Source organism: Streptomyces sp. NPDC059443 (assembly GCF_042750105.1).
GTDB lineage: Bacteria > Actinomycetota > Actinomycetes > Streptomycetales > Streptomycetaceae > Streptomyces.
The window spans coordinates 20,484-43,622 of record NZ_JBHYVM010000044.1; the positions used below are offsets into that span (position 1 = coordinate 20,484).

Below are 23,139 nucleotides of genomic sequence, written 5' to 3' on the forward strand. Positions count from 1 at the left end.
GAACGGCAAGGGGAGGTGCATGTCGTGTCGTCGCAACGCGTCCACGCGAGCGAGCAGACGGCGTTGGTGGCCGCCCCGGCCGACGTGGTCTACGGAGTGCTGGCCGACGCGGTGCGCTGGCCCCTCCTGCTGCCCTCGCCCGTCCACGTCGAGCGGATGGACTTCGACGGCGTACGCGAGCAGCTGCGGCTCTGGGACATGGCGGGCGAGCGCGTCCGCTCCTTCCACGTGCGCCGGGAGCTGCACCCGCGGTCGAGGACCGTGGAGTTCAGCGAGGAGGACACCGCCCGGCTGGGCGCGCCCACGACGGGCACGTGGACGGTCGAGGCCCGGGGCACCACGGAATCGGTGCTGACGCTGCGCCAGGAACGGACCCTGGAGAGCCTGCCCGCCGCCGAGAGCGAGCGGAGCCGCCAGGAGTGGCGGGCGGAACCGGCCGAGCGGCTCGCGCAGGTCAAGACGATCGCCGAGCGCTGGGAGCGGCTGGACGAACTGCTGCTGTCCTTCGAGGACAGCGTGTACGTCGAGGGTCCCGCCGAGCTGGTCTACGACTTCCTCTACCGCATCGAGGACTGGCCGCAGCGGGTCCCGCACGTGGAGTCCGCCGAGGTCACCGAGGACGTGCCCGGTGTGCAGATGGCCGCTCTGGACAGTTGCGCGACCCCCGGTGGCGGGACGGTCGGCACCCGGTCGGTGCGGCTGTGCTTTCCCGCCGCCGAGCGCATCGTCTACAAGGAACTGGTGACGCCCGAGCTGATCGCCGCGCACAGCGGCGAATGGTCCCTGGTGCCCGAAGGGGGCGGCGTGCGGGTCGTCTGCGCGCAGCAGGTGATGCTGCGGGAAGAGGCGGTCGAGGGGGTGCTGGGCCGGGGAACCGAGCTCGTCGAGGCCCGCCGGTACGTGCGTACGTGGCTGGGCCGGACGAGCAACGAAACGCTGGCCCTGGCGAAGTGGCAGGCACAGAGCACGGTGCGCAGGCTGCGATGAGTGGGGTGGAGGGCGTGATGGGCGGGTCATCGGCTGAGGCGTTCGAGGCGCCCCTGGACGTTTCCGGGCCCGAGGGTCCCTGGGACGAGGTGGGCGACCGGCTCGATGACTCGGGCCGGGCGGTGGTCTGCACCACCTGGGGCCGGTGGCTGACGGCCCTGCTGCTCGACCCCGCCCTGCGCCCGCTGCTCGGCGACGACTGGCCGCGCTACCGGCAGACGCCGGCCGCGGCCGAGCGGATGCGGTTCGCGGTGGCGCGCGCGGTCGTGAAGTACACCGCCGCCGCTGCCTTGGGCGGGCCCGTGCACACGGTGGACGTGGGCTACCGCCCGGACGGGCAGCCCGTCCTGCGGGGGGCGGGCGGTGGCGTGCGGCTGAGCCTCGCGCACAGCGACGAGCTGATCGTGGTCGGCGTCAGCCGGACGGGTCCGATCGGCGTGGACGCGCGGCCCGCCGACGGTGAGGTCTCCTCCGAGCTGCTGCGCGACGACGTGCGCACGGCTGCCTACGCCGCTGCGCTCGGGCACGGGCACGGGCCCGAGCACGGGCACGGGCACGCAGGGGAATGGAGTTTCGCCAGCCATCTCGTTCAGGGCCGCTATCTGGTCGGCGCGGCCCACTTGCGGAGCCCTGTGGGCACGGTCGCCCGGGGCGGCGGATGAGCAGCGGCGATGCCGAGGGCGGGCCGGTCCCCGGGTCGGGGCCGGAGTCCGTTCCGGTGTCGGCGCCGGTGCTCGCGGTGGTGCACGAGGCGGGTCGCGACCGGTCCGGCTCCGCGATCGACCTCCGGCTGCGAGGTCTTCGCGATGACGCGGCCGCCGAGCTGTTCGCCGCGCGGATCGCCGTGCGCCACCGGCGGTTCCAGGTCGGCCTGGAGTGCCACGGGCCGGGGCGGCACACCCTGCGGCTGGCTCCGGCGCGGGTCCCGGAGTCGGCTCCGGATTCCGTACCGCCCGGCGCCGCGAGCCCCGTACCGCTCGGGGCCGAGCTGCTGGCCGATCTGCTGGGGCCCCAGCCCGGCGCCGGGGAGCCGCTCGCACTGGCCGGGTACCAGCGCGAGTTGTTGCTGGAGGCCGTCACCCGCACCGAGGGGCCGGACCCGCACGTGGAGCAGGTCTACTGGAACTGGTCGGGACCGCTCGACCGGGCCCGGTTCCGCGCGGCCTGGCAGTCGGTCTGCGAACGGGAGTCGATCCTGCGGGCCGCCTTCGACTGGACGGCGGTGCCGCGGCTCGTGCTGCACCCCCGCGCCGAGGTCGCCGTGGTCCACCACACCCACACCGACACCGGGTGGCAGGAACTCCTCGTACGGGACCGGTTGCGCGGCTTCGCCCTCAACCGTCCGCCGCTGCTGCGGCTGACGTTGCTGGAAGGGGAAGCGGGGGCGGCCACCCGGGTGCTGCTGACGTGTCACCGCGCCCTGGTCGACGAGTACAGCGTCCACCTCCTGCTGCGCGATTTCTACCGGGCCTACCTGGCCGGCGGCGTGCTGCCGGGCGGTGAGCGCCGGCCCGACCTGCGCGACCACGCCCGTTGGCTGGCCCGGCAGAACAGTGAGGGCGCCAGGGAGCTGTGGACGCGCGCCGCGCCCCCGCGCCATGCCGCCACCGCGGTGGGACGCCGGGGCGGGAACACCCTCCAGAGCGGCTCCGGTCGGCTGCGCCGCCGACTGAGCGAGGCGCACAGCGCACGGCTGCGGTCCTGGGCCGCGGCCCGCGGGGTCGGCGAGAGCGGCGCCCTGCACGTGGTGTGGGCGCTGCTGCTGTACCGGGCGGCGGGCGCCGAAGGGCCGCTGCGGGTCAGTTTCGGGGTCCGGATGTCGGGCCGGGACATCGTGCTGCCCGGGGCCGGGGGCATCCCGGGGGTGCTCGGCAATCCGCTGCCGATGACGGTGCGGGTGGATCCGGCGGCGCCGCTGGCGGGCCTGCTGCGGCAGGTGCGGGACGCGCTGCTGGACATGGTCGCCTACCCGTGGGTCTCCGGCGACCGGATCCGGGAGTGGACCGGCCGCGGCGAGGGCGAGCGGCTCACCGACAGCGTCGTCTCCTTCGACAGCCCGGCCGAGCTCCCGCCCGACGTGCGCCGCGAACTGGAGGTGCAGGGCATCGACGTGGACGAGCCGCGCGGAATCGGCGCCGGAACCAGCCTGCCGATCACGGTCGTCGCTCGTCACGAGGGCGGCCGGACGCTGGTGCTCGACGCCGTGTACGACCGGGCGAGCCTGGCCGACGCCGACGCGGCCGCCGTCCTGGGCCAGTGCGCCGGGCTGCTGCGGGCGCTGCCCGAACTGTCGGCCCCGGACATCACCGTCGGGCAGGTGCTGGAGCTGCTGGCGGACGTCGAAGCCCCCTCCATGGCTCCTCGCGCGCCCGGATTCCGGCGCACCACGGTGCGGACGCTGCGCGGCGGCGCGCCCGGGGCGGACGTGATCTGCCTGATCGGGGTTCCGGGGGTGGCCGCCGGTGTCCAGGAGCTGTTCGTCCGCGCGCACCGGGGTCCCGAGAGGATCGTCGCGCTGCAACTGGGCGCCTTGCCGACCGCGGTGGCGACGCCCGACGGGCCGGCCGGACTCACCGAACTCACCGGCCTCGTCGGTCTGCCGGGTCTGCCCGGTCTGCCCGGCTCCGGCGGGCGGCTGGTGCTGTGCGGGTGCGGGCCCGCCGCCGCGGCGGCGTACGAGCTCGCGCGGGCTCTCGCGTACGGGGAGGGTTCCGTTCCGGTGAGCGTGGTCATGACGGGTCTCACGGGTCCCGAGGGCAGCGCGGAGGCGCTGGCCAGGGGGCTCGCGGCGCTGCCCGCGCGGCGCTGCTGACGGGCGCACCGGCTTCGTTCGGGTGGGCTCGGTGGGGCGTGCCCTGCGGGCAGGGCACGCGGCCGGTTCCGCTAGGCGGCGAATAAGTCGAACGTCGAGGTGTGCCGCGGTCCGGCGAGCACGTCGAGCAGGGGGTCGACGGCCAGCATCGCCTGGTGCAGTCGCTGGAGTTGGGGTGAGGGCTCCACGCCCAGGTCCTCGATCAGCCGGGACCGCAGTCTGCGGTACACGTCCAGGGCCGTGGCCTGCCGGCCCGACCGGTACAACGCGACCATGACCTGCGAGTGCAGTCCCTCGTGCTGGGGGTGGCGCGCGGTCAGCTCGGTGAGTTCGGCGATGATCTCGGAGTGCCGGCCCAGCCTCAGATCGGCGTCGATCCGTCGTTCCACGGTGACGAGGCGGCTCTCCTGGAGGCGCAGCACCTCTATGTCGAGGATCGGTCCGACCCGTACGTCGACCAGTGCGGGGCCCCTCCACAGGTCCAGCGCGGACCGGAAGCGGGCGGCGGACACCTGGCTGTCTCCCGACTCGAAGGCGGCCTGTCCCTCGCGCACGAAGCGCTCGTAGTCGTATACGTCGACGGTGTCCTCGGGGATCTGCAGCAGATAGCCGCCGTGCCGGGTCGCCAGTACCTCTTTTGCTCCGCCGGGCGCATCGGGGCCCATCGCGGTGCCCAGCCGTCGGCGCAGCTGGAGTATGTACGTCTGGAGGGTGGTCAGCGCGCTCTGCGGCGGCTGGGTTCCCCAGATCTCTTCCATCAGTGTGGGAACGGGCACGACGCGCCCGGGATAGAGGGCCAGAAGCGAAAGGACCTGTCTCGGTTTGCCAGCGGTCGGAACAATTGATCCGCCGTTGACCTCGGCACTCAACGGACCCAGAACCTGAATCCTCATGGTGTTCTCCGCAATCGTCGAGTCCTGGGCTTTCCTCCTGTTGCCAAGGAAGCGCCCCCGCTGCGCGCACGCTAGCCGGGGTAGACGCTTTCCATCCTTTTCCTGTAGCCGCTCTCTAGCCGCATTCCATGTTCCGCATTTCGTGTTACCGCGCCCCCCTGTTACGGCCAGTCGATCCGGTCGTCGGCGGCCGTGGCCGGGGGGACGGGCCAGTTGATGGAGTTCTTCATGGTGACTCCTCCGTGGCAATTGCTTGCTCCGTCTTGGCAAGCTCTCTGCCAAGAAGACTGGCAACACCCGCTCGGGATTCGCTCGTGAATCGCTGGAGATCGGGTGGAGGAGGTGGTGGGTGGTATGAGAACACCCCGGTCGGGGGGCCTTTCCGGGAATTGCCAGAATTCCGGAACTAGAGTCTCGCCGGAGCGGGGATTGTCAAAATCCACGGGAGATAGGCAATCTATTGCCAAGCGTGTTGGCAATGCTTGGTACATCGGGGCTCGGAGCGTGACGCGGCCCCCGGAGCGGGGGGAGGCCCCTGAATGGACGCGCCGACGTACGACAGCGAACGAACGGCCCACCTGAACAGCGCGGGCACGGGCCGGATGCCGGACGGCGTACGCGCCGTGCTCGCCGACTGCACGGCCCGCGACGACCGCTTCGGGGCCCGCGCGCTGGAGGAGTACCTCGGTGCCGTTCCGCACACCGGGATCCACGAACGCCTCGGCGCCCTGCTGGGCGTCCCCGCCGGTGCCACGGTCCTCGCCGCCGGCGCGGCCGACGCCTTCGACGCCTTCGTCTCCCGCCTCGCTCTCGGTCCCGGCGACCGGATCTGGACCACGCCCCACGAAGGCGTGGCCCATCTGACCACCCTGTCCGCGCTGCGCGACCGCACCCGGTGCGGGCTGGAGGTGGTCCCGTTGAACGCGGACGGCGACCTGGACCTGGACTGGATGGAGGCCCACGTCGACGGGGACGTCGCCCTCGTCTCGGTGGTCCACGTCTCCTCCGCCTGCGGAACCGTCAACCCGGTCGAACGGATCGGCCGGCTCCTCGCCCCCCACCGGGCCCGGTACGCCGTCGACGCCTCGCACTCCGTCGGGCAACTGCCCGTCGACGCCGCGCGGATCGGCGCCCAGCTGGTCACGGCGGACGGCTGGAGGTTCCTGCGGGGCCCGTACGGAGCCGGCTTCGCCTACGTCGAACCCGGGGCGTGGGAAGACCTCGCGCCGCTGCCGCCGCAGGCACCCGCCCCGGCCGCCGTCGCCGCGCTGGACGCGGCGCTCGCCCACCACCACACCGCCGCGGCCGCGTCGGTCCCTCGCGAGAACCTCCTGGCCCGGCTGCGCGCCACCGTGGAGGGGATGCCCGGGATCGAACTGCTCGGAGCGGGGCGGGAACAGGCGGGCATCCTTGCCTTCCGGCACTTCGAGATCCCCGCCGGGGTCATCCGCCGCGGCCTGGCCCGGCGGGGGGTCGTCCTCGGGAAGACCGTCGCGCTGGAGAACCCGCTCCACCCGGCCGGGCAGGGCGGCGCCACCGCCGTCCGCGCGTCCGTGCACCACGACACCGCCGCGCAGGACATCGACCGTTTCGGACGGGCGCTCGGCGAAGTCCTGCTGGAGGAACGGCACAGCGCCGCTCCCGCCGTGGCGGAGCTAGGCCGTCTGGCCGCGGCCGCGGGGGACGCCTTCGGCCGGCCGTCCCCGTACGCCGCGCGGCCGGTCCGGCGCGGCCACCTCACGCTGCACCGGTCGAACTGAGCCCGCGTCACCCGCCAACCGTCGATCCGCCGAACCTTCGACCCCGCCGGTCGCAGAGGCGATCCGGCTTTCAGCCCTGGAGGAGCCGTATGACCATCAGCGAAGCGCCACCCCTGCCGGACCTGGACCGTGCGGCCGAACTGGCCGGCATCAAGGCCCGGGTGCTCGCCGGCCCGGACGAACGGGCCACCGAGCGCCAGCACGCCAAGGGCAAGCTCACCGCCCGCGAACGGATCGCCCTGCTGCTCGACCCGGGCTCGTTCCACGAGATCGAGGCCCTGCGCCGGCACCGCGCGACCGGCTTCGGCCTGGAGGACAAGCGGCCCCACACCGATGGGGTGGTCACCGGCTGGGGCACCGTCGACGGCCGCACGGTCTTCGTCTACGCACACGATTTCCGGATCTTCGGCGGCGCGCTGGGCGAGGCCCATGCCGAGAAGATCCACAAGGTGATGGACCTGGCCGAATCCGCCGGTGCGCCGCTGGTTTCCCTGAACGACGGCGCGGGCGCCCGTATCCAGGAGGGCGTCTCCGCGCTGGCCGGCTACGGCGGGATCTTCCAGCGCAACACCAAGGCCTCGGGCGTCATCCCGCAGATCTCCGTGATGCTCGGCCCCTGCGCCGGCGGAGCCGCGTACTCCCCGGCGCTGACCGACTTCGTCTTCATGGTCCGCGGGACCTCGCAGATGTTCATCACCGGACCCGACGTGGTCCGCGCCGTCACCGGCGAGGAGATCACCCAGAACGGCCTCGGCGGCGCCGACGTGCACGCCGCGGTCTCCGGCGTGGCCGCCTTCGCCTACGACGACGAGGAGAGCTGCCTGGAGGACGTACGGCACCTGCTCTCGCTGCTCCCCGCCAACAACCGCGAGACCGCTCCGCGCGAGTACGGCGGCGACCCGGCCGACCGGCGTACGGAAGCGCTGTCCGGCATCGTCCCCGCCAACCCGCAGCAGGCCTACGACATCCGCAAGGTCATCGAGGAGGTGGTGGACGACGGGGAGTACTTCGAGGTCCAGCCCTCCTGGGCCACCAACGTCGTGTGCGCGCTGGCCCGGATGGACGGGTACGTCACCGGGTTCGTCGCCAACCAGCCCGCCAGCCTCGCCGGGGTGCTCGACATCCGGGCGAGCGAGAAGGCGGCCCGCTTCGTGCAGTTCTGCGACGCCTTCAACATCCCGCTCGTCACCCTGGTCGACGTACCCGGCTTCCTGCCCGGCGTGGACCAGGAGCACGGGGGGATCATCCGGCACGGCGCCAAGCTGCTGTACGCGTACTGCAACGCCACCGTCCCCCGGATCTCGCTCGTCCTGCGCAAGGCGTACGGAGGCGCGTACATCGTCATGGACTCCCGCTCCATCGGCGCGGACCTGGCGCTGGCCTGGCCCACCAACGAGATCGCGGTCATGGGCGCCGAGGGCGCGGCGAACGTCATCTTCCGCCGCGAGATCGCCGCCGCCGAAGACCCCGACGCGATGCGGGCCCAGAAGATCAAGGAGTACACGACCGAGCTCATGCACCCGTACTACGCGGCCGAGCGCGGCCTGGTCGACGACGTCATCGATCCGGGCGAGACCCGTTCGGTGCTCGTCGGAGCCCTGGCCATGCTCCGCCCCAAGTACGCCGACCTGCCGTCGCGCAAGCACGGCAACCCGCCGGTATGACGGCCGGGGAGGCGGCGGCCGGGGAGCCGCCGGTACGGGTCCCCGCGCCGACGTGGAAGATCACCGGCGGGCACCCGGACGAGGAGCAGACGGCCGTCGTCCTGGCGGTCCTGGCGGCGGCCCTGGTGAACAGGGCCGGGGAGCGCGAGCCGGAGCCGCCGCGCACGACGGCGCCCGGGTGGGTCCGCGGCCCGTCCCGGGAGCTGCGCCGCGCCGGGAGCTGGCGGGCGCGCTGAGCCCGGGTGGGACGAGGCCGGGCGGGCTGAGCCCGGGCCGGCCTCCATCCCTCTTCCGTCGCGCCCCGAGTGCCCTCCGGCACGCTCGGGGCGTCCGGGCGAGCGATGGAGGTTGGGGATGACGGTGACGTCTACAGTGAAGGCTCCCGCAAGGCCTGTGGCCCTGGTCACCGGGGCCACCAGCGGCATCGGGCTGGCCGTCGCCCGGGACCTGGGCGCCCGCGGGCACCGGGTGTTCGTGTGCGCCCGTACCGCCACCGCGGTCAAGCAGACCGTCGCGGACCTCCAGGCCGAGGGGCTCACCGTGGAGGGCGCCGCAGCCGACGTACGGGACCGTTCCGCCGTGCAGGACCTGGTCGCCGCGGCCGTGTCGGAGTACGGCGCGCCCGTCAGCGTGCTGGTCAACAACGCGGGCCGCAGCGGCGGCGGGCCCACCGCCGGCATCACCGACGAGCTGTGGCACGACGTCATCGACACCAACCTCAACAGCGTGTTCCTGCTGACCCGCGAGGTGCTCAACAACGGCGGCCTCGGCGCGGAACCCTGGGGCCGCATCATCAACATCGCCTCCACCGCGGGCAAGCAGGGCGTGCTGCTCGGAGCCCCCTACACGGCCTCCAAGCACGCGGTCATCGGCTTCACCAAGGCGCTCGGCAAGGAGCTCGCGCCGACCGGCACCACCGTCAACGCGGTCTGCCCCGGTTACGTGGAGACGCCCATGGCGGCGCGCGTGCGCACCGGGTACGCGCAGGTGTGGGACACCACCGAGGAGTACGTCCAGGAGCAGTTCGAGGCGAGGATCCCGCTGGGCCGCTACTCCACCTCAGAGGAAGTGGCCGGTCTGGTGGGCTACCTGACCACCGACCTGGCCGCGTCCATCACCGCCCAGGCGCTCAACGTGTGCGGCGGTCTCGGGAACTTCTGAAGAGGGCCCGCACGGACGGGGGCCCGCACGGACGAGGGCCCCGGGTGGCCGGCCGACAGTGTCGGTCAACCGCCCGGGGCCCTCCCGGCTGCCGGTGCCACGCCGTTCACAGGACGGTCGGCGACCCCGAGACATCGCGTACGACGGCCTGTGGAGCGATCCCGGAAGCCCGCCAGCCGGCCAGCACCGAGGGATCCACGGGCTCGCCCGACAGCAGGACGTGCCGCAGCGCCGGCAGGGTGCTCCCGCGCGCCGCCCCGGTCAGCCGGGCGAACGCGGACGGCAGCTGCGTCAGTACCGTCACCCGCTGCTCGGCCAGCAGCCGGGCGAACCCGTGCGGGTCGGACGCGGTGTCCCGGTCCACGACCACGGTCCGCGCGCCGGTCAGCAGCGGACCCCACATCTCCCGCATGCCCAGGTCCAGGCTCAGGGAGTGGAAGTACGTCCATACGTCGTCAGGTCCCGATTCCAGCATCGGGACGCAGCCGTCCACCCACGACAGCACGTCCAGGTGGGTCACCGGCCGCAGGGCCAGGGCCCGTCCCGGATCGCCGCCCGAAGGGAACGCCATGAACGCCGTCTTCGGCGGGATCTCGCGGCGCATCGTCACCTCGGGACGCATCGCGATGACGAACCGGCCCGCCTTGGCCACGGGGATCTCGTCGCGCAGCAGCCCGCTGTCCGAGAGGACCACCTCGGCGCCCGCGTCGCGCATCAGGAACTCCTGGAGTCCCGCGTTGTGCCCGGGTTCCAGGGGCAGCACCGCCGCCCCGGCGCGCATCGCGCCGACCACGGCGGCGGCGGCCGTGCAGGAGCGCTCCACGCGCACGGCGACGGCGGTACCGGGACCGGAACGCCCGGACAGGCGCCGCGCGATGTCGTCGGCCAGCCATTCCAGTTCCAGATAGGTCGCCTGCTCCTCCGCGTCCTGGGCGGCGATCCGGCTCGGATGCCGGGCGGCCGAGGCCGCGAAGCGGATGTCTATGCGGTCCCGTCGGAAGGACCGCTCGTCGGCCGGGTCGAGCCCGACCCTTCCGAGCAGACCTGCCACGTCGGCAGACAACTGGTCGAGCTCCGGATGGTCCGGAGTGGCGTTCATGCGGCCTCCCAGCGAACGGGTCGGTACTCCAAGGGCCGATGGTGTCGCGGGAGACCGGAGGACGGCTCAAGTCTCGCCGTAGAGGACCGCTCACGGACCGGTCAGGGACCGCTCAGGGGCTGGTCGGGAAGGGCTGGAGGACCGCTCGAAGGCCGGTCCACGGGGGGTGCAGGGCAGCTCGGGACGGCCTGGCCCGCCCTCCGGGGGCATGTCTACGATTCTGGGGCTCATGCCGAAGCCACACTGTGCCGGTGCGTTCGGGTTGACCACCCGTAGACGCTCGCACATGGAACTGAGCTTTGTGGCTATGGCCCGTCTCGCGAGACTGGAATTGACTGTACTCATGACTCAGAACACGAAGATCACCCTTGTTATCGGCGGTCACGGCAAGACCGGCCGGCGCGTCGCCGAGAAGCTCTCCGCCCAGGGCCGCGAGGTCCGCATCGGTTCCCGCACCGGCGAACCCGCCTTCGACTGGAACGAGCCCGCCACCTGGGTGCCGGCGCTCGACGGCGTCGACCGGGTGTACGTGACCTACTACCCCGACCTCGCCTTCCCGGGCGCTTCCGAGCAGGTCGGCGAATTCTCCAAGGTGGCCGTGGCCAACGGTGCGCGCCGCCTGGTGCTGCTGTCCGGCCGTGGGGAAGAGGCCGCGCAGATCAGCGAGAACAACCTGAAGGCCTCCGACGCGGACTGGACGATCGTCCGCTCCAGCTGGTTCAACCAGAACTTCTCCGAGAGCTTCTTCCGGGACCCCGTGCTGGGCGGCGAGATCGCCCTGCCGACCGGGGACGCCGTGGAGGCCTTCGTCGACGCCGACGACATCGCGGACGTGGTGGTGGCCGCGCTGACCGACGACAAGCACATCGGGAAGACCTACGAGCTCTCCGGCCCGCGCCTGCTCAGCTACGGCGACGTGGCCGCCGAGCTGTCGAAGGCCACCGGGCGCGAGATCTCGTACACCCCCGTGACCAGCGAGCAGTACCGCGCGGTGCTGCGCGAGAACGGTCTCCCGGAGGAGTGGGCCGACCTGTTCACCATGACCCTCGACGGGCGCAACGCGCACCTGGTGCACGGTGTCGAGGAGGCCCTGGGCCGCAAGCCCAAGGACTTCTCGGACTTCGCCCGCGAGGCGGCGGCGACCGGGGTCTGGAACGTCTGACCGGAACGTCCGAAGGCGGCTCACCGCCGCTTACCCACTCCTTGACCGGGCGGCGACTCTGGTACGGCCGCCGCCCGGTACTCGGAAAGCACGACCGACCGGCAGGAGGCTGCCCCATGCCCACTCCCAAGTCGTTCTCCAGCGAAAACGGAGCGGAATCGCTCCCCCCGCACTTCCACGGCTTCGCCCTGATGCACATGGCGATGCGCCGCGACGCGGCCCGGCTGCGCGAGGCGGCCCCGCGGTGGAACGGCGCGGGCGCCGAGTGGTGGCAGCGGCTGCGCGAGGTCATCGAATGGCACCACACCAGCGAGGACGACGTCCTGTGGCCGGGACTGCGCCGCCGCGACGCCGACTTCGACGCGCAGGCCCGCGAACTGCACGAGGACCACGAGGAACTGGACGCGGCGATGGCGGCCGTGTCGACGGCGATCGACCGCCGCGGCGAGGGCCTGGTCCCGGCGGCCCAGACCTTCGAGGGCGTGCTCCGCGACCACCTGCGCGACGAGGAGCGGATCGTCTTCCCGGTCTTCGACCGGCTCGGCGAGCGGGCCTACCTGGCCGAGGAGCGCAAGGTCGTCTCCAGCGCCCCCATGCGCGTGATGACGTACCTCCAGCCGTGGATGTTCGACGGCGCGAGCAGCCGCTCGGTCGCCCACGTGTCCGAGACCATCCCGCCGCCCGTCCGGCTGATCGGCGCGACGCTGTTGCGCAGGCGGTACGAGCGCACGCTGAAGGGAATCCTGAAGTGACCAGCACGACCACGCAATCCGTGACCCTGGTGGCGGCGACGGTGGGCACCGGCCTGATGGCCGGGCTCTACTTCGCCTTCGACATCTCGGTGATGCCGGGCCTGGGCCGCGGCGACGACCTGACGTACGTGACCGCCATGCGCAACATCAACGAGGCGATCGACAACGGCCTGTTCGGCCTGCTCTTCCTCGGCGCCTTCCTGGCGACCGGGATGGCGGCCGTACAGCAGCAGCGCGGCGGCCGCCCGGACGCGGCGCGCTGGGGCTGGCTGGCCTTCGCGCTGTACGGGCTCTCGCTGGCGGTGACCGCCGTCGTGAACATCCCCCTCAACAACCAGCTCGCCAAGGCCGGAGCGGACGCCGCGGCGGCCCGTTCCCGCTTCGGCGGACGCTGGACCTCCGGCAACGTCGTGCGCACCCTGGCCTGTACGGCGGCACTGGCCGCGCTGGGCCGCGCGATGACGCTGCACGGGCGCGGGTCGGCGGCCTAGGCAGGGCCCGTCGTACCCGCTCCACCCCGCGAACGGCGCCCGCTCTCCGAACCCGTCCCCCGCGGGAGAGCGGGCGCTTCGCCGGGTGTGCCGGACGGTGTACCCGCTGGTGTGCCGGGAAGAGGATGTTCGGAGAGGATCGACGCATGGACACGCTGACCGGTCTGCTCGAAGGCCCCAAGGCCCGGGGTGCCTTCCTGCTCAAGTCCGTCTTGAACCCGCCCTGGTCGCTGCGCGTCGAGGACCGGGCCCCGCTCTCCGTCGTCACGATGGTGCACGGCGACGCCTGGCTGCTGCCCGACACCGGAGACCCGGTCCGGATCCGGCCGGGAGACGTGGCCGTCGTACGGGGTCCCGAGCCCTACACGGTCGCGGACTCCCCGGACACGCCGGTCCAGATCACCGTCGGTCCGGAGCAGCGGTGCAGCACGGAGGAGGGCGAGGACGTCACCGACACGATGGCGCTCGGCGTGCGCACGTGGGGCGATGCCTTCCAGGACGACGGGTCGGCGGTGATGCTCAGCGGGACCTACCAGGCGCCGAGCGAGATCGGTCGCCGGCTGCTCAGCGCGCTGCCGACCGTACTCGTCCGCCCGGCCGAGGCCGCCGACAACGTCCTGGTCACCCTGCTGGTTTCGGAGATCTCCAAGGACGAGCCCGGTCAGGAGATCGTCCTGGACCGGCTCCTGGACCTGCTGCTGATCGGAGTGCTCCGCACCTGGCTGGCGTCGCCCGGCAGCGGCGCTCCCTCCTGGTACCGCGCGCAGAGCGACCCGGTGGTGGGCCCCGCGCTGCGGCTGCTCCACGAGAACCCGTCCCACGGCTGGACCGTCGCGGAGCTCGCGCTGAAGGTGGGCGTCTCGCGGGCTTCCATGGCCCGCCGGTTCAACGAGATCGTGGGGGAGCCCCCGGTGGCCTACCTGACCGGCTGGCGCCTGGCCCTCGCCGCCGATCTGCTGCGCGAACCGGACGCCACGGTGGAGAAGGTGGCCCGCCGGGTGGGCTACGGCTCGGCCTTCGCGCTCTCGACGGCCTTCAAGCGGGTCCGGGGCATCAGCCCCCAGGAGTTCCGCACGGGCACCGCCCCGACGCTGCCGCCGGAGGCGCCCCGGCGGCCGGGAACGGTGGTCCTGCCCGGCCCCTAGAGCTCCTCAGAGGGCCAGCTCGGCGACCGGCTGGTCGCCGCTCAGCTCGCCGGTCGGGCGGAAGCCGAGGCCGGCGTAGAAGGCCTCCGGGCCGTCGGGGCCCGCGTGGTACGTGACGTACGCGCGGTCGCGGCCCCGGCGGCGGATCTCGTCGGCGACGGCCTGGACCGCGAACCGGCCGTAGCCCTTGCCCTGGTGGGCCGCGGAGATGTTCAGGCGCCAGATGCCGGAGCGGATGTCGGCCGGGTCCTCGGCGGGGTTCCAGGCGATGTCGTGGTGGGCCATGACGAAGCCGACCGGCTCCTCGCCGTCGACGATGAGCCGGGGCCAGGCCACGCCGGGATGGACGTACGCCTCGGCCAGGGACTTCACCACCGGCGCGACGAGGTGTTCCTGACCGGGCCCGACCCGCACGGCGCAGGCGGCGTCGAAGTTGTCGGCGGTGATCGGTTCCAGACGGGGCGAAGTGCTCATCCCGGCAGCCTACGAGGTCGCGCGCGGGCGGAAAGAGGCAGGTCAGCCCGTAGGTCGGCTCAGCGTGGGTCAGCCCGTACGGGAGACGAGGGTCAGGACCAGCGAGGGGGTGGTCGTCCAGCGGCCCTCGTACACCGGGTCCACGGGCGGGTGGACCGAGGGGTGGAGGGTGGTGGTGAAGGTGCCCGCGGGGGAGAGGGTGAGGGTGGCCTCGCGGAAGCCGAGCCAGATGCCGGTGGCCGGGTACCAGGCCTTGTAGGCGGCCTCCTTCGCGGAGAAGAAGAGCCGGTCCCAGGGCACGGAGGGGTCGGCCGAGGCGAGGCCGGCCAGGTGGTCGCGTTCCTCGGCGGAGGTGATCAGGCCGAGGACCCCCGGGGGGAGCGGGCCGGCCGGTTCCGCGTCGATGCCAAGGGCGGTCATCGCGGAGGAAGGGGCCGCCACCGCGGCCCGGTAGCCCTCGCAGTGGGTGATGCTGCCGACCACGCCCCGCGGCCACTGGGGGGCGCCGCCGGGGCCCGGGAGCAGGGCGGCGGGCGGGCGGCCGAGCTCGGCGAGGCAGCGGCGGGCGCAGGCGCGGGCGGTGGCGAACTGGCGGCGGCGCCGCGCGAGACGGCCCTTCATCAGGGCCGCCTCCGCGGGGAACAGGGGTGCGGGCGCCGCGTCGTCGAAGGCTTCCGACGACGTGACGCCCGGGGGCAGGAGCGCTTCGATCACGGCCGGCACCTCACCGCGAGGCGAGTTCGGAGACCGCCGAGACCGCGAGGAGCGGGCGTTCCAGCGGGAGCATGTGGCCCGCGCCGGGGATCTGTTCGAAACGGGCGCCGGGGAGGACCTCCGAGAGGATCCGGGCCAGTTCGATGTCGATGACCTTGTCGGCTTCGCCGTGCAGGACCACCGCCGGGACGGTGACGGACTTCAGCGCCTCGCGGACGTCCCAGCCCCTGGTGCAGCGGAAGAAGTCCGCGCGGACCCGGGGGACGGCCGCGGCGAACATCTGGCGGTTCACGTCCCGCACGACCGGGTCGACGTCCTTGCCCATGGTGGATCCGAGCAGTTTGCGGCCGAGCCCCGGGCGGCGCAGAGCGCGGGAGAAGAGGGCGTTGCCCATCATCTTCACCTCGCTGTCGGGGGTGTCCTGGCCGTGTGCCGCCGTGCTGAGCAGCACCAGACCGCGCAGCCGGCCCGCCGAGGGCGAGGTGGCGGCGTACGACAGGGCCGCGAACCCGCCGCCCGAGTGGCCGACGATCACCGCCTCGCGCGCGCCGGTCTCGCCCAGCACCGCCGCGAGGTCCGCGCCCAGCCGCTCCACGGAGACCGGGGTGCGGCCCAGCGTGGAGGCGCCGTGGCCGCGCTGGTCGTACAGGACCACCCGGTGGCCGGCCCGGACCAGCCGGTCCGCGACCGTGCCCCACGCCCGGCGGGTGTGCGCCCAGCCGTGGACGAGGACCACGTCGGGGGCCGCCGGTCGGCCGGCAGGCGGGCCCGCCAGCGGGGCGAGCACGGTGGCCGCGAGTTCGGCTCCGTCGTCGGTACGGACCGTCAGCTCGTGGGTGAGCTCGGGGACGGCTCTCACCGCGGCACCGCCGAGAGCTGCCGGTCCAGCGACTCGAAGGCCGCGAGGGTGCCCTTGGAGTGTTCCGCGCCCAGGTCCGCGACCTTGGCCAGCAGCTTCAGCCAGCCGTGCGGGCGGCCCACGAAGTGCATGGAGATCCGGGTGCGGCCGTCGGGGAGGGGTTCGAGGAGGAAGGTGCTGGGTCCCCGGAAGACACCGTCCACGTACTCGATGTCGAGGCGGCGGCCCGGTTCCACCGCGACCGTGCGGGAGGTGAAGCGCAGCTTCAGCCCGCCGTTGCCGGCGCCCTTGGTGTGCACCGTCACGCCGACCTTGCCGCCGACCGCGTCGGGGGCGCCGGAGACCGTGGTGAAGGTGTTGGACGGGACCCACCACTTCTCGCCGCCGCGGAACTCCGCGACGAGCGCGTCCCAGACGGCGTCCGCCGGGGCGTCGATCACCGCCTCGTCGATCAAGTCGTACGTCGTCATGGGAAGCCTCCAGTAGATACGGAAAAGAACGGCGGGGGCGGGGCTGACTCTCCCCGCCCCCGCCGGGACTTCACGACCGGTCAGGCTGCTGTCAGGCGAAGAAGCCCTGGCCCGGGGTGAAGGTGTTGTGGGGGTCGAACTTCGCCTTGGCGTTGGAGAAGGCCGTCCAGCGGTTGCCGAAGTGGGCCTTCCAGTCGGCCTTGGTCATGTTGGGGACCGAGCCCACCAGGTAGCGCTTGCCGCCCAGGCCCACGACGATGTCGTAGAGGCGGCGGTTCTGGTCGAGCATGGCCTGGATGTCCGCACCCGGGTTGGGGAAGCGCAGCAGGTCGAAGAGGTAGCCGACCGATTCGTTCGGCTGCATCGCCAGCGGACGCTTGATCTTCGAGGTGTAGTACGGGTAGAAGAGCAGGAATCCGCCGCCCAGCGACTCGGCCGTGAGCTCGCGCTCGACCAGCTTCATGAAGGTCTTCGTCTTCGACGCCGGCAGGAACATGCTCAGCCACGGCTTGGGCTGGTACCAGTGGGTGGTCGACTTCAGGTAGGCCTCGTACGCGTCGAGCCGGAACATGTACTCCCGGTACGACGTGTCCTCGATGATGGCGTCGGCCCGTACGTCGTTCAGCCCGTCCAGCAGCTTGGCGCGGTCCGGCACGGTGGTGCAGTAGGTGGCGCCGGCCTCCATCTTGTAGCGCCAGCCCGACCCGTCCGGCTTCTGGAGCATCTCGCCCGCGAGGACCTGGAACCGGCCGTCGGCCAGCACCTTCTCCGAGTCCGCGAGGTACGTCTCGATGTCGGCGTAGAAGAGGCTGAAGATGACCGACCGCTTCGGCGCCGGGATCAGCTTGACCTTGGCCCGGACGATGATGCCGACCTGGCCGCCGCCCGCAAGGGCCGCGTTGAACAGGTCCGGGCGCAGGGACGGGGAGGCCGTCACCAGGCGGCCGTCACCGGTGATGATGTCGATGGACTGCACGGTGTCGACGAGCAGGCCGTACTTCTGCACGGTGCCGCCGATGCCGCCGACGCTGAGGGTGCCGCCGACCGAGATGTACAGGTAGTCGGGCAGCGCCGGCGGGGTCTTGTCCTGCGCCAGGGTGGCGTCGGTCAGCTGGCCCCACGTGACACCGGCCTCGACCACGGCGTGGTCGCTGCCGATGGAGAGGATCTTCGACATGCCCTTGGCGTCGATGGAGATGCCGCCCGGGACGCGGGCCTGGCCGTAGACCGAGTGGGACTCGATGTCGGCGCCGGTGCCGCCCTGGCCGTTCACCGCGACCTTGATGCCGTTGTCCCGGGCGTAGTTGACGATCTTGACGATGTCGTCGACCCCGCCCGGCCGGAGCACGGCCCACGGCTTGTTGGCCGCCGCGTCGAAGAGGTGGCCGAAGTCCTTGCCGAAGGAATCGACCGTGGCCGGCCCCGTCTCCAGCGTTCCGACCAGCCCGGGTACCGGGACGATGTTCTCGTTGCCCGCGGCCTCGGCGGCCGTGGCCCAGGTCTGGTCGACCGCGTTCCAGCCGACGACGGCGACGGCGGTGGCCGCGATGCCGCTGAGAACCCTGCGCCGCGACGGCTGTGCGACGGCCGAGGAAGCGTCGGCGTTGGTTCTTGGGGTAGTGCTCATCTGGGTACGTCTCCCGATTCCCGTGGCGTACTACTGGTGAGGTACCGGCTTGGTGGTGCGCACCTGAGAGGCGAGCTGGTACTCGCTCAGGTCGAAGCGCTTGGTCTGGGCACGGAAGCGCCAGGTGTACGTGGGCCAGATCGAGGGGTTGCGGCCGCTGGCGTCCAGGTACCAGCTCTGGCAGTTGCCCGCGTTCCACACGGAGCCGTCGAGCTTGGCGTCGAGCGCCTTGTTGTAGGCGTCCTGCGCCTCCTGGCGGACCTCGACGCTGGCCAGGCCGCGCTTGTCGATCTGCTTCAGCGCGTCCATGACGTAGCCGATCTGCGCCTCGATCATCACGACCTGGGAGGAGTGCCCCAGCGTGGTGTTCGGGCCGAGCAGCATGAACAGGTTCGGGAAGCCGGCGATGGTCGTGCCGCGGTGGGCGGACATGCCGTCCTTCCACGCCTCGCGCAGCTGCACGCCGCCCCGGCCCCAGATCCGCCGGGCGACCGGTCGGTCGGTGGCCTGGAAGCCCGTACCCAGGATGATGGTGTCGACCTCGCGCTCGACCCCGTCCTTGCCGACGATCGACTTGGCGCGGACCTCGGCGATGCCGTCGGTGACCAGGTCCACGTTGGGCTGCTGGATCGCCGGGTACCAGGTGTTGGAGAAGAGCAGGCGCTTGCACGCCATCACGTAGTCGGGCGTGAGCTTGGCGCGCAGCGCCTCGTCCGGGACCGACTTCTTGAGGTGGTCGCTGGCCATCTTCTGCATCTTCCCGGCGACCTTCGGGCGGGCCATCACGAAGGCCAGGATCTCCCGGCCCCACATGTTGAAGTTCCGCCGGAAGTTCTGGTAGCCGGGCACCGAGCGCAGCAGCTTGGCCTGGAGCGGGGTGGTGGGCTTGTCGGCCTTCGGGCCGATCCACGGGGGCGTGCGCTGGTAGAGGTCCAGCTGCCCGACCTCGGGCTGGATCTGCGGGACGAACTGGATGGCGGAGGCGCCCGTACCGATGACCGCGACGCGGCGGCCGCTCAGGTCGTGGTCGTGCTCCCAGTTCGAGGAGTGGAAGACCTTGCCCTCGAAGTCCGCGAGCCCCTTGATGTCCGGCACGGCCGCCTCGCTGAGGTAGCCGGTGCCGGTGACCAGGACCTGCGCGGTGTAGTCGCCCTGCGAGGTCTCGATCTTCCAGTGCCGCTCGCCGTCGTCCCACCGGGCGGCGACGAGTTCGTGCCCGAACCGGATGTGCGGGCGCACCCCGAAGCGGTCGGCCGTGTCGCGCAGGTACGCGTACAGCTCGTCGCGCTTGCCGAAGGTGGACTTCCAGTTCGGGTTCTGGGCGAACGAGAACGAGTAGAGGTGGGACATGACATCGCACGCACAACCCGGATAGCTGTTGTCGCGCCAGGTGCCGCCGACCTCGTCGGCCCGCTCGAACACCAGGAAGTCGTCGATGCCCGACTGCAGCAGTCGGATGGCGGTGCCCAGGCCCGAGAAGCCGGTACCGATGACCGCGACCCGCAGGTGGCGGGTCGGGCCGCGGCCGTGGCCGCCGGGGGCCGGCTCGTTGCCCGTGCGCGCCCCGCCGTCCGTGGCCGGGTTGAGAATGCTCGTCACGTCGGCCTCCTTAGCGGCGAGTGATGGTGACGCGGAAGTTGTTGAAGAACTTGTCCTCAAGCGTGTAGGCGAAGATGTCGAGGTAGCGCTCGAAGCGGGAGACGACCTCTTCGCCCTCCATCGCCACGGCCTCGTCCCGGCGCTCGGCCAGCAGGACCAGCCAGGCGCGGCAGGCCATCGCGAAGGACTCGCGCTCGTTGACGATCTCGTCGATCTCGAAGAGACCCTCGGCGGCGGCGCTCAGCTCGCTCAGGTGCGGGATGTGGCAGCCCTCGAACTCGGAGCGCTGGAGGAACTTCAGGTCGTCCAGGAGCCCGCGGTTCATCGGGAGCGCCTCGGCGGTCATGGTGTGCAGCACGAACTTCGCACCCGGGTTCAGGGCATTGCCGACCTGCTGGAAGAAGTACCGGTAGCGCTTGGTGCGCTCCTTCGGCGGCAGGTTGGAGGAGACGAAGTGCTCCAGCGCGTTGATGCAGAAGGCCGCGTCGTACTTCTCGGCGCCGTCGGCGACCTTGTAGTCCGCCCAGCTCTGGACCAGCGTGGTGATCCGCGGGTTGTTCAGGCCGTCGATGAAGGCTTCCTGGGTGCGCGACAGGGTCAGGCCGACGGCCTCCTGCGCACCGTGCACGGTGGTGAGGCGGTTGAGCATGGTGCCCCAGCCGCAGCCGATGTCCAGGACGCGACGGGCGCCGCCGGGCGCCACGTTCGCGAGCTCGGCGAACTTGTCGAGCTTGCGCTCCTGGGCCTCGTCGAGGGTGGCGACCAGGTCCTCGCCGGGCTCCCAGTAGCCGCCGGAGTACATCATCGTCGGGCCCAGCAGGAGCCGGTAGAAGTCGTTGCTGACCTCGTAGTGGTGCCTGATCGCGTCGACCTCGGGGTCCACCGACTTGGGGGCGACCGTTGTCATCCTGATCCTCATTCCTGCGTGTTCGGCGGGCCGTGTTTTCCGAATTCGCGACCGAGAAAACCGGATGGCCCGCAAGGAGCGCGCAAGACGGTCCGGATTCACCGGCCGGGGCCGTGTTGCGGCTTCCTTGCGGGTGCGGATATTTCATCGCTCTCGAAAACAAGACACGACCTGCCGAGTTGCATTGCCGAGAGAGGACCGACCCCATGTCGCTGCCCACCATCGAAGAGCTGGCGAGCCAGCTCGAGGCCGTTTCGGGTGCCGCGGAGGTCAGCCCCGACGCTCCGCTCCAGCACATCGCGGACGTCGACTCGCTGGACCTGATGGAGTGGCTGTACGGCTTCCAGAACCAGTACCCGCACATCCCGGCCGACGAGTCGCTCTTCGCCGACCTCGACGACACGACCACGCTGCGTGACGTGTACGCGAAGATCGTCGATCTCGTCCCGGCCCAGGCATAGCGAGGGGTGACGTGACCGGCTTCGACATCACCGGGTGGGGCATGTCCGTACCCGAACGCATCGTCACCAGTGCCGAACTCGCGGAGCGCTTCGGCGTGGACGAGCACTGGGTCGTCAGCCGCTGCGGCATCCGCGAGCGGCGGGCGGTCGACCCGGGGCAGACCACCGCCTCCCTGGCCGTCGAGGCCGGCCGGCGTGCGCTGGAGAAGGCCGGGCTCACCGGCGCCGACATCGCCCACCTCATCGTCGCGACCGCCACGCCCGAGCAGCCGTCCCCGGCGACGTCCGCGTTCGTCCACCACGAACTGGGCATCTCCGGGAGCGCGCACGACGTCAACTCCGAGTGTGCGGGCTTCGTCTACGGGCTGGTGTCCGCGATGGCGCTGATCGCCATCGACCCCCGCCCGATCCTGCTGATCGGCTCCGACACCCACACCCTGACGGCCAACCCGGCCGACCGGGACCTGTCCATCCTCGTCGGCGACGGCGCGGGCGCGGTCGTCCTGCAGCCGGGCGCCGAGAACCGGGTCAAGGCCTGGAACCTGGGCGCCGACGGCGCCTGCACCGGCTCGCTCAAGGTGCTCGCCGGCGGCAGCCGGATGCCGACCACCCAGGAGACGCTGGACGCGGGTCTGCACTACGCGCAGATCAACGGCAACGAGATCTACCTCAACGCCGTGCGCTACACCGTCCGTACGGTGCGCGAGACGCTGGAGAACGCCAAGGTGGACGCCGCGGACGTCGACCACGTCGTACCGCACCAGGCCAACATCCGGATCATCAACTCGATCCTGGCGCACACCGGCCTGCGGCAGGAGGCCCTGATCACCAACCTCCAGAAGTACGGCAACACGGCCTCGGCGTCGATCCCGATCGCACTGACCGAGGCGCTCGAAGAGGGCCGGATCAAGTCCGGGGACAAGGTCCTGCTGGCCGGCTTCGGAGCCGGTATGACGTGGGGTTCGATCCTGATGGAATGGGGCGGTGTCGCGGCATGAGCAAGAACAGTGCGGGTGAGCGGCCGGCGTCCCCGGTCGCGCTCGTCACCGGCGCCTCGGGCGGCCTCGGCCAGGCCCTGGCGCTGGAGCTGGACGCCCTGGGCTGCCGGGTCGCCGTCCACTACAACAGCTCCAAGGAGGCCGCCGAGGCGGTCCAGGAGAAGCTGACCAACCCGTCGGTGCTGGTGACGGGTGACGTCGGTTCGTGGGAGGCCACCCAGGCCCTCTACGAGCGGATCTCCGCCGAGCTCGGCCCGGTGGACGTCCTCGTCAACAACGGGGCCATCCGCAAGGACAGCCTGATGGCGATGCAGAACCCGGCGGACTGGGCGCAGGTCATCCAGACCAACCTGATCGGGTCGTTCCACACCGCCCGGGTCTCCGTGCCGTACATGCTGCGGCAGCGGTGGGGCCGCGTGATCAACATCGTGTCCCCGTCGGGCATCATCGCGACGGCCGGCCAGACGGCTTACTCGGCGTCGAAGGCCGGTCTGATCGGGTTCACCCGCACGCTCGCGTCGGAGTGCGGCCGGCGCGGGGTGACGGTGAACGCCCTCTCCCCGGGGTTCATGATCACCGGCATGACCAACACCCTGCCGGACCGGGTGATCGAGGGCATGGAAGGCAAGGCCCCGATCCCCCGCTTCGTCACGGTCGAGGAGGTGGCGCGCAGCGTCTCCCTCTTCCTCGACCAGGACTGCATGACGGGCCAGGTCGTCAGCATCGACAGCGGAGTCTCCATCACCTGATCCGCTCACCTGATCCGCCCGCGGTTCCCCCGCCGCGATCCGCCCGCCGCGGTCCCCACCCGCGGTCCCCCCACGCGGTCCCCTCCGGGCCCCGGCCTCCCACCCCCCAGGGAGGCCGGGGCCGTTCTTCGTACGGGCACGCGTACGGGCATGCGTACGGGTACGCCTACGGGCACGCGAAGGCCCCCCCCCGGGTTAGACCGCGGCCGGCGAGGGGCGGCCGGGGCCCGGGCCCCCGGCCGCGGGCGCGGCCGGCCGGGGTGGGTGGGTCAGGCCGCCCGGGGCGGCGCCCCAGCCCCGCGGGGGGAGGCCCCGCGGGGCGGGGGGCGACGCCCACCCCCAGCGGCGCGACAAC

At 72.0% G+C, this 23,139-nt stretch carries 23 protein-coding genes; 14 read left to right on the top strand and 9 right to left on the bottom strand.

The annotated features are described in order from the left end of the window. Window positions 1-24 precede the first annotated feature (24 nt). From ACFXDJ_RS31950 to ACFXDJ_RS31960, 3 genes are read left to right on the top strand one after another with little or no spacing between them, the layout of a single operon-like run. Window positions 25-987: an SRPBCC family protein gene (locus tag ACFXDJ_RS31950; protein ID WP_384653991.1), complete on the top strand. Its 963-nt coding sequence runs from the start codon at window positions 25-27 to the stop codon at window positions 985-987. 17 nt (window positions 988-1,004) lie between these two features. Continuing rightward, window positions 1,005-1,649, top strand: a complete 645-nt coding sequence (locus ACFXDJ_RS31955) for a 4'-phosphopantetheinyl transferase family protein (protein WP_384653993.1) — start codon at window positions 1,005-1,007, stop codon at window positions 1,647-1,649. After that, the gene (locus ACFXDJ_RS31960) at window positions 1,646-3,799 is read left to right on the top strand and encodes a condensation domain-containing protein (protein WP_384653995.1); all 2,154 of its coding nucleotides are present in this window, start codon (window positions 1,646-1,648) and stop codon (window positions 3,797-3,799) included. Before ACFXDJ_RS31955 ends, ACFXDJ_RS31960 begins: the two co-directional genes overlap by 4 nt. A gap of 71 nt (window positions 3,800-3,870) precedes the next feature. On the opposite strand, the gene ACFXDJ_RS31965 is transcribed toward ACFXDJ_RS31960, so the two are convergent. After that, window positions 3,871-4,692: a BTAD domain-containing putative transcriptional regulator gene (locus tag ACFXDJ_RS31965; RefSeq protein ID WP_384653997.1), complete on the bottom strand. Its 822-nt coding sequence runs from the start codon at window positions 4,690-4,692 to the stop codon at window positions 3,871-3,873. 539 nt (window positions 4,693-5,231) lie between these two features. On the opposite strand from ACFXDJ_RS31965, the gene ACFXDJ_RS31970 reads away from it, so the two are divergent. The 4 genes from ACFXDJ_RS31970 (at window position 5,232) to ACFXDJ_RS31985 (ending at window position 9,277) form a co-directional block, all read left to right on the top strand. Continuing rightward, entirely contained in the window at window positions 5,232-6,452 is a 1,221-nt protein-coding gene (locus ACFXDJ_RS31970) for an aminotransferase class V-fold PLP-dependent enzyme (RefSeq protein WP_384653999.1), read from the top strand. A gap of 89 nt (window positions 6,453-6,541) precedes the next feature. Beyond that, complete coding sequence (locus ACFXDJ_RS31975; RefSeq protein ID WP_384654000.1) at window positions 6,542-8,116, top strand: acyl-CoA carboxylase subunit beta; 1,575 nt, start codon at window positions 6,542-6,544, stop codon at window positions 8,114-8,116. Continuing rightward, the gene (locus ACFXDJ_RS31980) at window positions 8,113-8,352 is read left to right on the top strand and encodes a hypothetical protein (RefSeq protein ID WP_384654002.1); all 240 of its coding nucleotides are present in this window, start codon (window positions 8,113-8,115) and stop codon (window positions 8,350-8,352) included. Before ACFXDJ_RS31975 ends, ACFXDJ_RS31980 begins: the two co-directional genes overlap by 4 nt. 118 nt (window positions 8,353-8,470) lie before the next feature. Further along, window positions 8,471-9,277, top strand: coding sequence for an SDR family NAD(P)-dependent oxidoreductase (locus ACFXDJ_RS31985; RefSeq protein WP_384654003.1), 807 nt, complete (start codon window positions 8,471-8,473; stop codon window positions 9,275-9,277). Between the two features lie 106 nt (window positions 9,278-9,383). Here the strand turns inward: ACFXDJ_RS31985 and ACFXDJ_RS31990 are convergent, their stop codons facing one another. Further along, complete coding sequence (locus ACFXDJ_RS31990) at window positions 9,384-10,376, bottom strand: AMP-binding protein (RefSeq protein WP_384654005.1); 993 nt, start codon at window positions 10,374-10,376, stop codon at window positions 9,384-9,386. Between the two features lie 343 nt (window positions 10,377-10,719). Here ACFXDJ_RS31990 and ACFXDJ_RS31995 point away from each other — a divergent pair, with 343 nt between their 5' ends. The 4 genes from ACFXDJ_RS31995 to ACFXDJ_RS32010 all read left to right on the top strand — a co-directional run bounded on the left by ACFXDJ_RS31995 (window position 10,720) and on the right by ACFXDJ_RS32010 (window position 13,926). Then, the gene (locus tag ACFXDJ_RS31995; protein ID WP_384654007.1) at window positions 10,720-11,538 is read left to right on the top strand and encodes an NAD(P)H-binding protein; all 819 of its coding nucleotides are present in this window, start codon (window positions 10,720-10,722) and stop codon (window positions 11,536-11,538) included. 116 nt (window positions 11,539-11,654) lie between these two features. Continuing rightward, the gene (locus tag ACFXDJ_RS32000) at window positions 11,655-12,290 is read left to right on the top strand and encodes a hemerythrin domain-containing protein (RefSeq protein WP_384654009.1); all 636 of its coding nucleotides are present in this window, start codon (window positions 11,655-11,657) and stop codon (window positions 12,288-12,290) included. Further along, window positions 12,287-12,781, top strand: a complete 495-nt coding sequence (locus ACFXDJ_RS32005; RefSeq protein WP_384654011.1) for a DUF1772 domain-containing protein — start codon at window positions 12,287-12,289, stop codon at window positions 12,779-12,781. Before ACFXDJ_RS32000 ends, ACFXDJ_RS32005 begins: the two co-directional genes overlap by 4 nt. A 146-nt stretch (window positions 12,782-12,927) precedes the next feature. Beyond that, on the top strand, window positions 12,928-13,926 hold the full coding sequence (locus tag ACFXDJ_RS32010) for an AraC family transcriptional regulator (RefSeq protein ID WP_384654013.1): 999 nt from the start codon (window positions 12,928-12,930) through the stop codon (window positions 13,924-13,926). A 6-nt stretch (window positions 13,927-13,932) separates the two neighbouring features. On the opposite strand, the gene ACFXDJ_RS32015 is transcribed toward ACFXDJ_RS32010, so the two are convergent. The 7 genes from ACFXDJ_RS32015 to ACFXDJ_RS32045 form a co-directional block, all read right to left on the bottom strand. Further along, on the bottom strand, window positions 13,933-14,400 hold the full coding sequence (locus tag ACFXDJ_RS32015; protein ID WP_384654015.1) for a GNAT family N-acetyltransferase: 468 nt from the start codon (window positions 14,398-14,400) through the stop codon (window positions 13,933-13,935). Window positions 14,401-14,469: 69 nt separating this feature from the next. Next, window positions 14,470-15,114 (bottom strand): 4'-phosphopantetheinyl transferase, encoded by a 645-nt coding sequence (locus ACFXDJ_RS32020; protein WP_384654017.1) that lies wholly within the window; start codon window positions 15,112-15,114, stop codon window positions 14,470-14,472. A gap of 10 nt (window positions 15,115-15,124) precedes the next feature. Beyond that, window positions 15,125-15,973: an alpha/beta fold hydrolase gene (locus ACFXDJ_RS32025; protein WP_384654018.1), complete on the bottom strand. Its 849-nt coding sequence runs from the start codon at window positions 15,971-15,973 to the stop codon at window positions 15,125-15,127. Further along, a complete protein-coding gene (locus tag ACFXDJ_RS32030; protein ID WP_384654020.1) occupies window positions 15,970-16,443 on the bottom strand; it encodes an SRPBCC family protein in 474 nt (157 codons plus the stop codon). The genes ACFXDJ_RS32025 and ACFXDJ_RS32030 overlap by 4 nt, the downstream gene beginning before the upstream one ends. A 91-nt stretch (window positions 16,444-16,534) precedes the next feature. Next, complete coding sequence (locus ACFXDJ_RS32035) at window positions 16,535-18,070, bottom strand: FAD-binding protein (protein WP_384654022.1); 1,536 nt, start codon at window positions 18,068-18,070, stop codon at window positions 16,535-16,537. Between the two features lie 30 nt (window positions 18,071-18,100). Further along, a complete protein-coding gene (locus ACFXDJ_RS32040; RefSeq protein ID WP_384654024.1) occupies window positions 18,101-19,669 on the bottom strand; it encodes a flavin-containing monooxygenase in 1,569 nt (522 codons plus the stop codon). A gap of 10 nt (window positions 19,670-19,679) precedes the next feature. Next, window positions 19,680-20,576: a class I SAM-dependent methyltransferase gene (locus ACFXDJ_RS32045; RefSeq protein WP_384654026.1), complete on the bottom strand. Its 897-nt coding sequence runs from the start codon at window positions 20,574-20,576 to the stop codon at window positions 19,680-19,682. A gap of 206 nt (window positions 20,577-20,782) precedes the next feature. On the opposite strand from ACFXDJ_RS32045, the gene ACFXDJ_RS32050 reads away from it, so the two are divergent. The 3 genes from ACFXDJ_RS32050 to ACFXDJ_RS32060 are packed head-to-tail and all read left to right on the top strand — an operon-like array spanning window position 20,783 to window position 22,784. Further along, the gene (locus tag ACFXDJ_RS32050; protein ID WP_030390264.1) at window positions 20,783-21,037 is read left to right on the top strand and encodes a hypothetical protein; all 255 of its coding nucleotides are present in this window, start codon (window positions 20,783-20,785) and stop codon (window positions 21,035-21,037) included. Between the two features lie 11 nt (window positions 21,038-21,048). Next, a complete protein-coding gene (locus tag ACFXDJ_RS32055; RefSeq protein ID WP_384654028.1) occupies window positions 21,049-22,035 on the top strand; it encodes a 3-oxoacyl-ACP synthase III family protein in 987 nt (328 codons plus the stop codon). Next, on the top strand, window positions 22,032-22,784 hold the full coding sequence (locus ACFXDJ_RS32060; protein ID WP_384654030.1) for an SDR family NAD(P)-dependent oxidoreductase: 753 nt from the start codon (window positions 22,032-22,034) through the stop codon (window positions 22,782-22,784). Before ACFXDJ_RS32055 ends, ACFXDJ_RS32060 begins: the two co-directional genes overlap by 4 nt. Window positions 22,785-23,139 lie beyond the last annotated feature (355 nt).

What these genes read in the sequence shown, in the direction of transcription:
- ACFXDJ_RS31955 (WP_384653993.1), top strand. Translation starts at nt 1,005, where the DNA reads ATGGGCGGGTCATCGGCTGAGGCGTTCGAGGCGCCCCTGGACGTTTCC.
- ACFXDJ_RS31960 (WP_384653995.1), top strand. Translation starts at nt 1,646, where the DNA reads ATGAGCAGCGGCGATGCCGAGGGCGGGCCGGTCCCCGGGTCGGGGCCG.
- ACFXDJ_RS31965 (WP_384653997.1), bottom strand. Translation starts at nt 4,692, where the DNA reads ATGAGGATTCAGGTTCTGGGTCCGTTGAGTGCCGAGGTCAACGGCGGA.
- ACFXDJ_RS31970 (WP_384653999.1), top strand. Translation starts at nt 5,232, where the DNA reads ATGGACGCGCCGACGTACGACAGCGAACGAACGGCCCACCTGAACAGC.
- ACFXDJ_RS31975 (WP_384654000.1), top strand. Translation starts at nt 6,542, where the DNA reads ATGACCATCAGCGAAGCGCCACCCCTGCCGGACCTGGACCGTGCGGCC.
- ACFXDJ_RS31980 (WP_384654002.1), top strand. Translation starts at nt 8,113, where the DNA reads ATGACGGCCGGGGAGGCGGCGGCCGGGGAGCCGCCGGTACGGGTCCCC.
- ACFXDJ_RS31985 (WP_384654003.1), top strand. Translation starts at nt 8,471, where the DNA reads ATGACGGTGACGTCTACAGTGAAGGCTCCCGCAAGGCCTGTGGCCCTG.
- ACFXDJ_RS31990 (WP_384654005.1), bottom strand. Translation starts at nt 10,376, where the DNA reads ATGAACGCCACTCCGGACCATCCGGAGCTCGACCAGTTGTCTGCCGAC.
- ACFXDJ_RS31995 (WP_384654007.1), top strand. Translation starts at nt 10,720, where the DNA reads ATGACTCAGAACACGAAGATCACCCTTGTTATCGGCGGTCACGGCAAG.
- ACFXDJ_RS32000 (WP_384654009.1), top strand. Translation starts at nt 11,655, where the DNA reads ATGCCCACTCCCAAGTCGTTCTCCAGCGAAAACGGAGCGGAATCGCTC.
- ACFXDJ_RS32010 (WP_384654013.1), top strand. Translation starts at nt 12,928, where the DNA reads ATGGACACGCTGACCGGTCTGCTCGAAGGCCCCAAGGCCCGGGGTGCC.
- ACFXDJ_RS32015 (WP_384654015.1), bottom strand. Translation starts at nt 14,400, where the DNA reads ATGAGCACTTCGCCCCGTCTGGAACCGATCACCGCCGACAACTTCGAC.
- ACFXDJ_RS32030 (WP_384654020.1), bottom strand. Translation starts at nt 16,443, where the DNA reads ATGACGACGTACGACTTGATCGACGAGGCGGTGATCGACGCCCCGGCG.
- ACFXDJ_RS32035 (WP_384654022.1), bottom strand. Translation starts at nt 18,070, where the DNA reads ATGAGCACTACCCCAAGAACCAACGCCGACGCTTCCTCGGCCGTCGCA.
- ACFXDJ_RS32045 (WP_384654026.1), bottom strand. Translation starts at nt 20,576, where the DNA reads ATGACAACGGTCGCCCCCAAGTCGGTGGACCCCGAGGTCGACGCGATC.
- ACFXDJ_RS32050 (WP_030390264.1), top strand. Translation starts at nt 20,783, where the DNA reads ATGTCGCTGCCCACCATCGAAGAGCTGGCGAGCCAGCTCGAGGCCGTT.
- ACFXDJ_RS32060 (WP_384654030.1), top strand. Translation starts at nt 22,032, where the DNA reads ATGAGCAAGAACAGTGCGGGTGAGCGGCCGGCGTCCCCGGTCGCGCTC.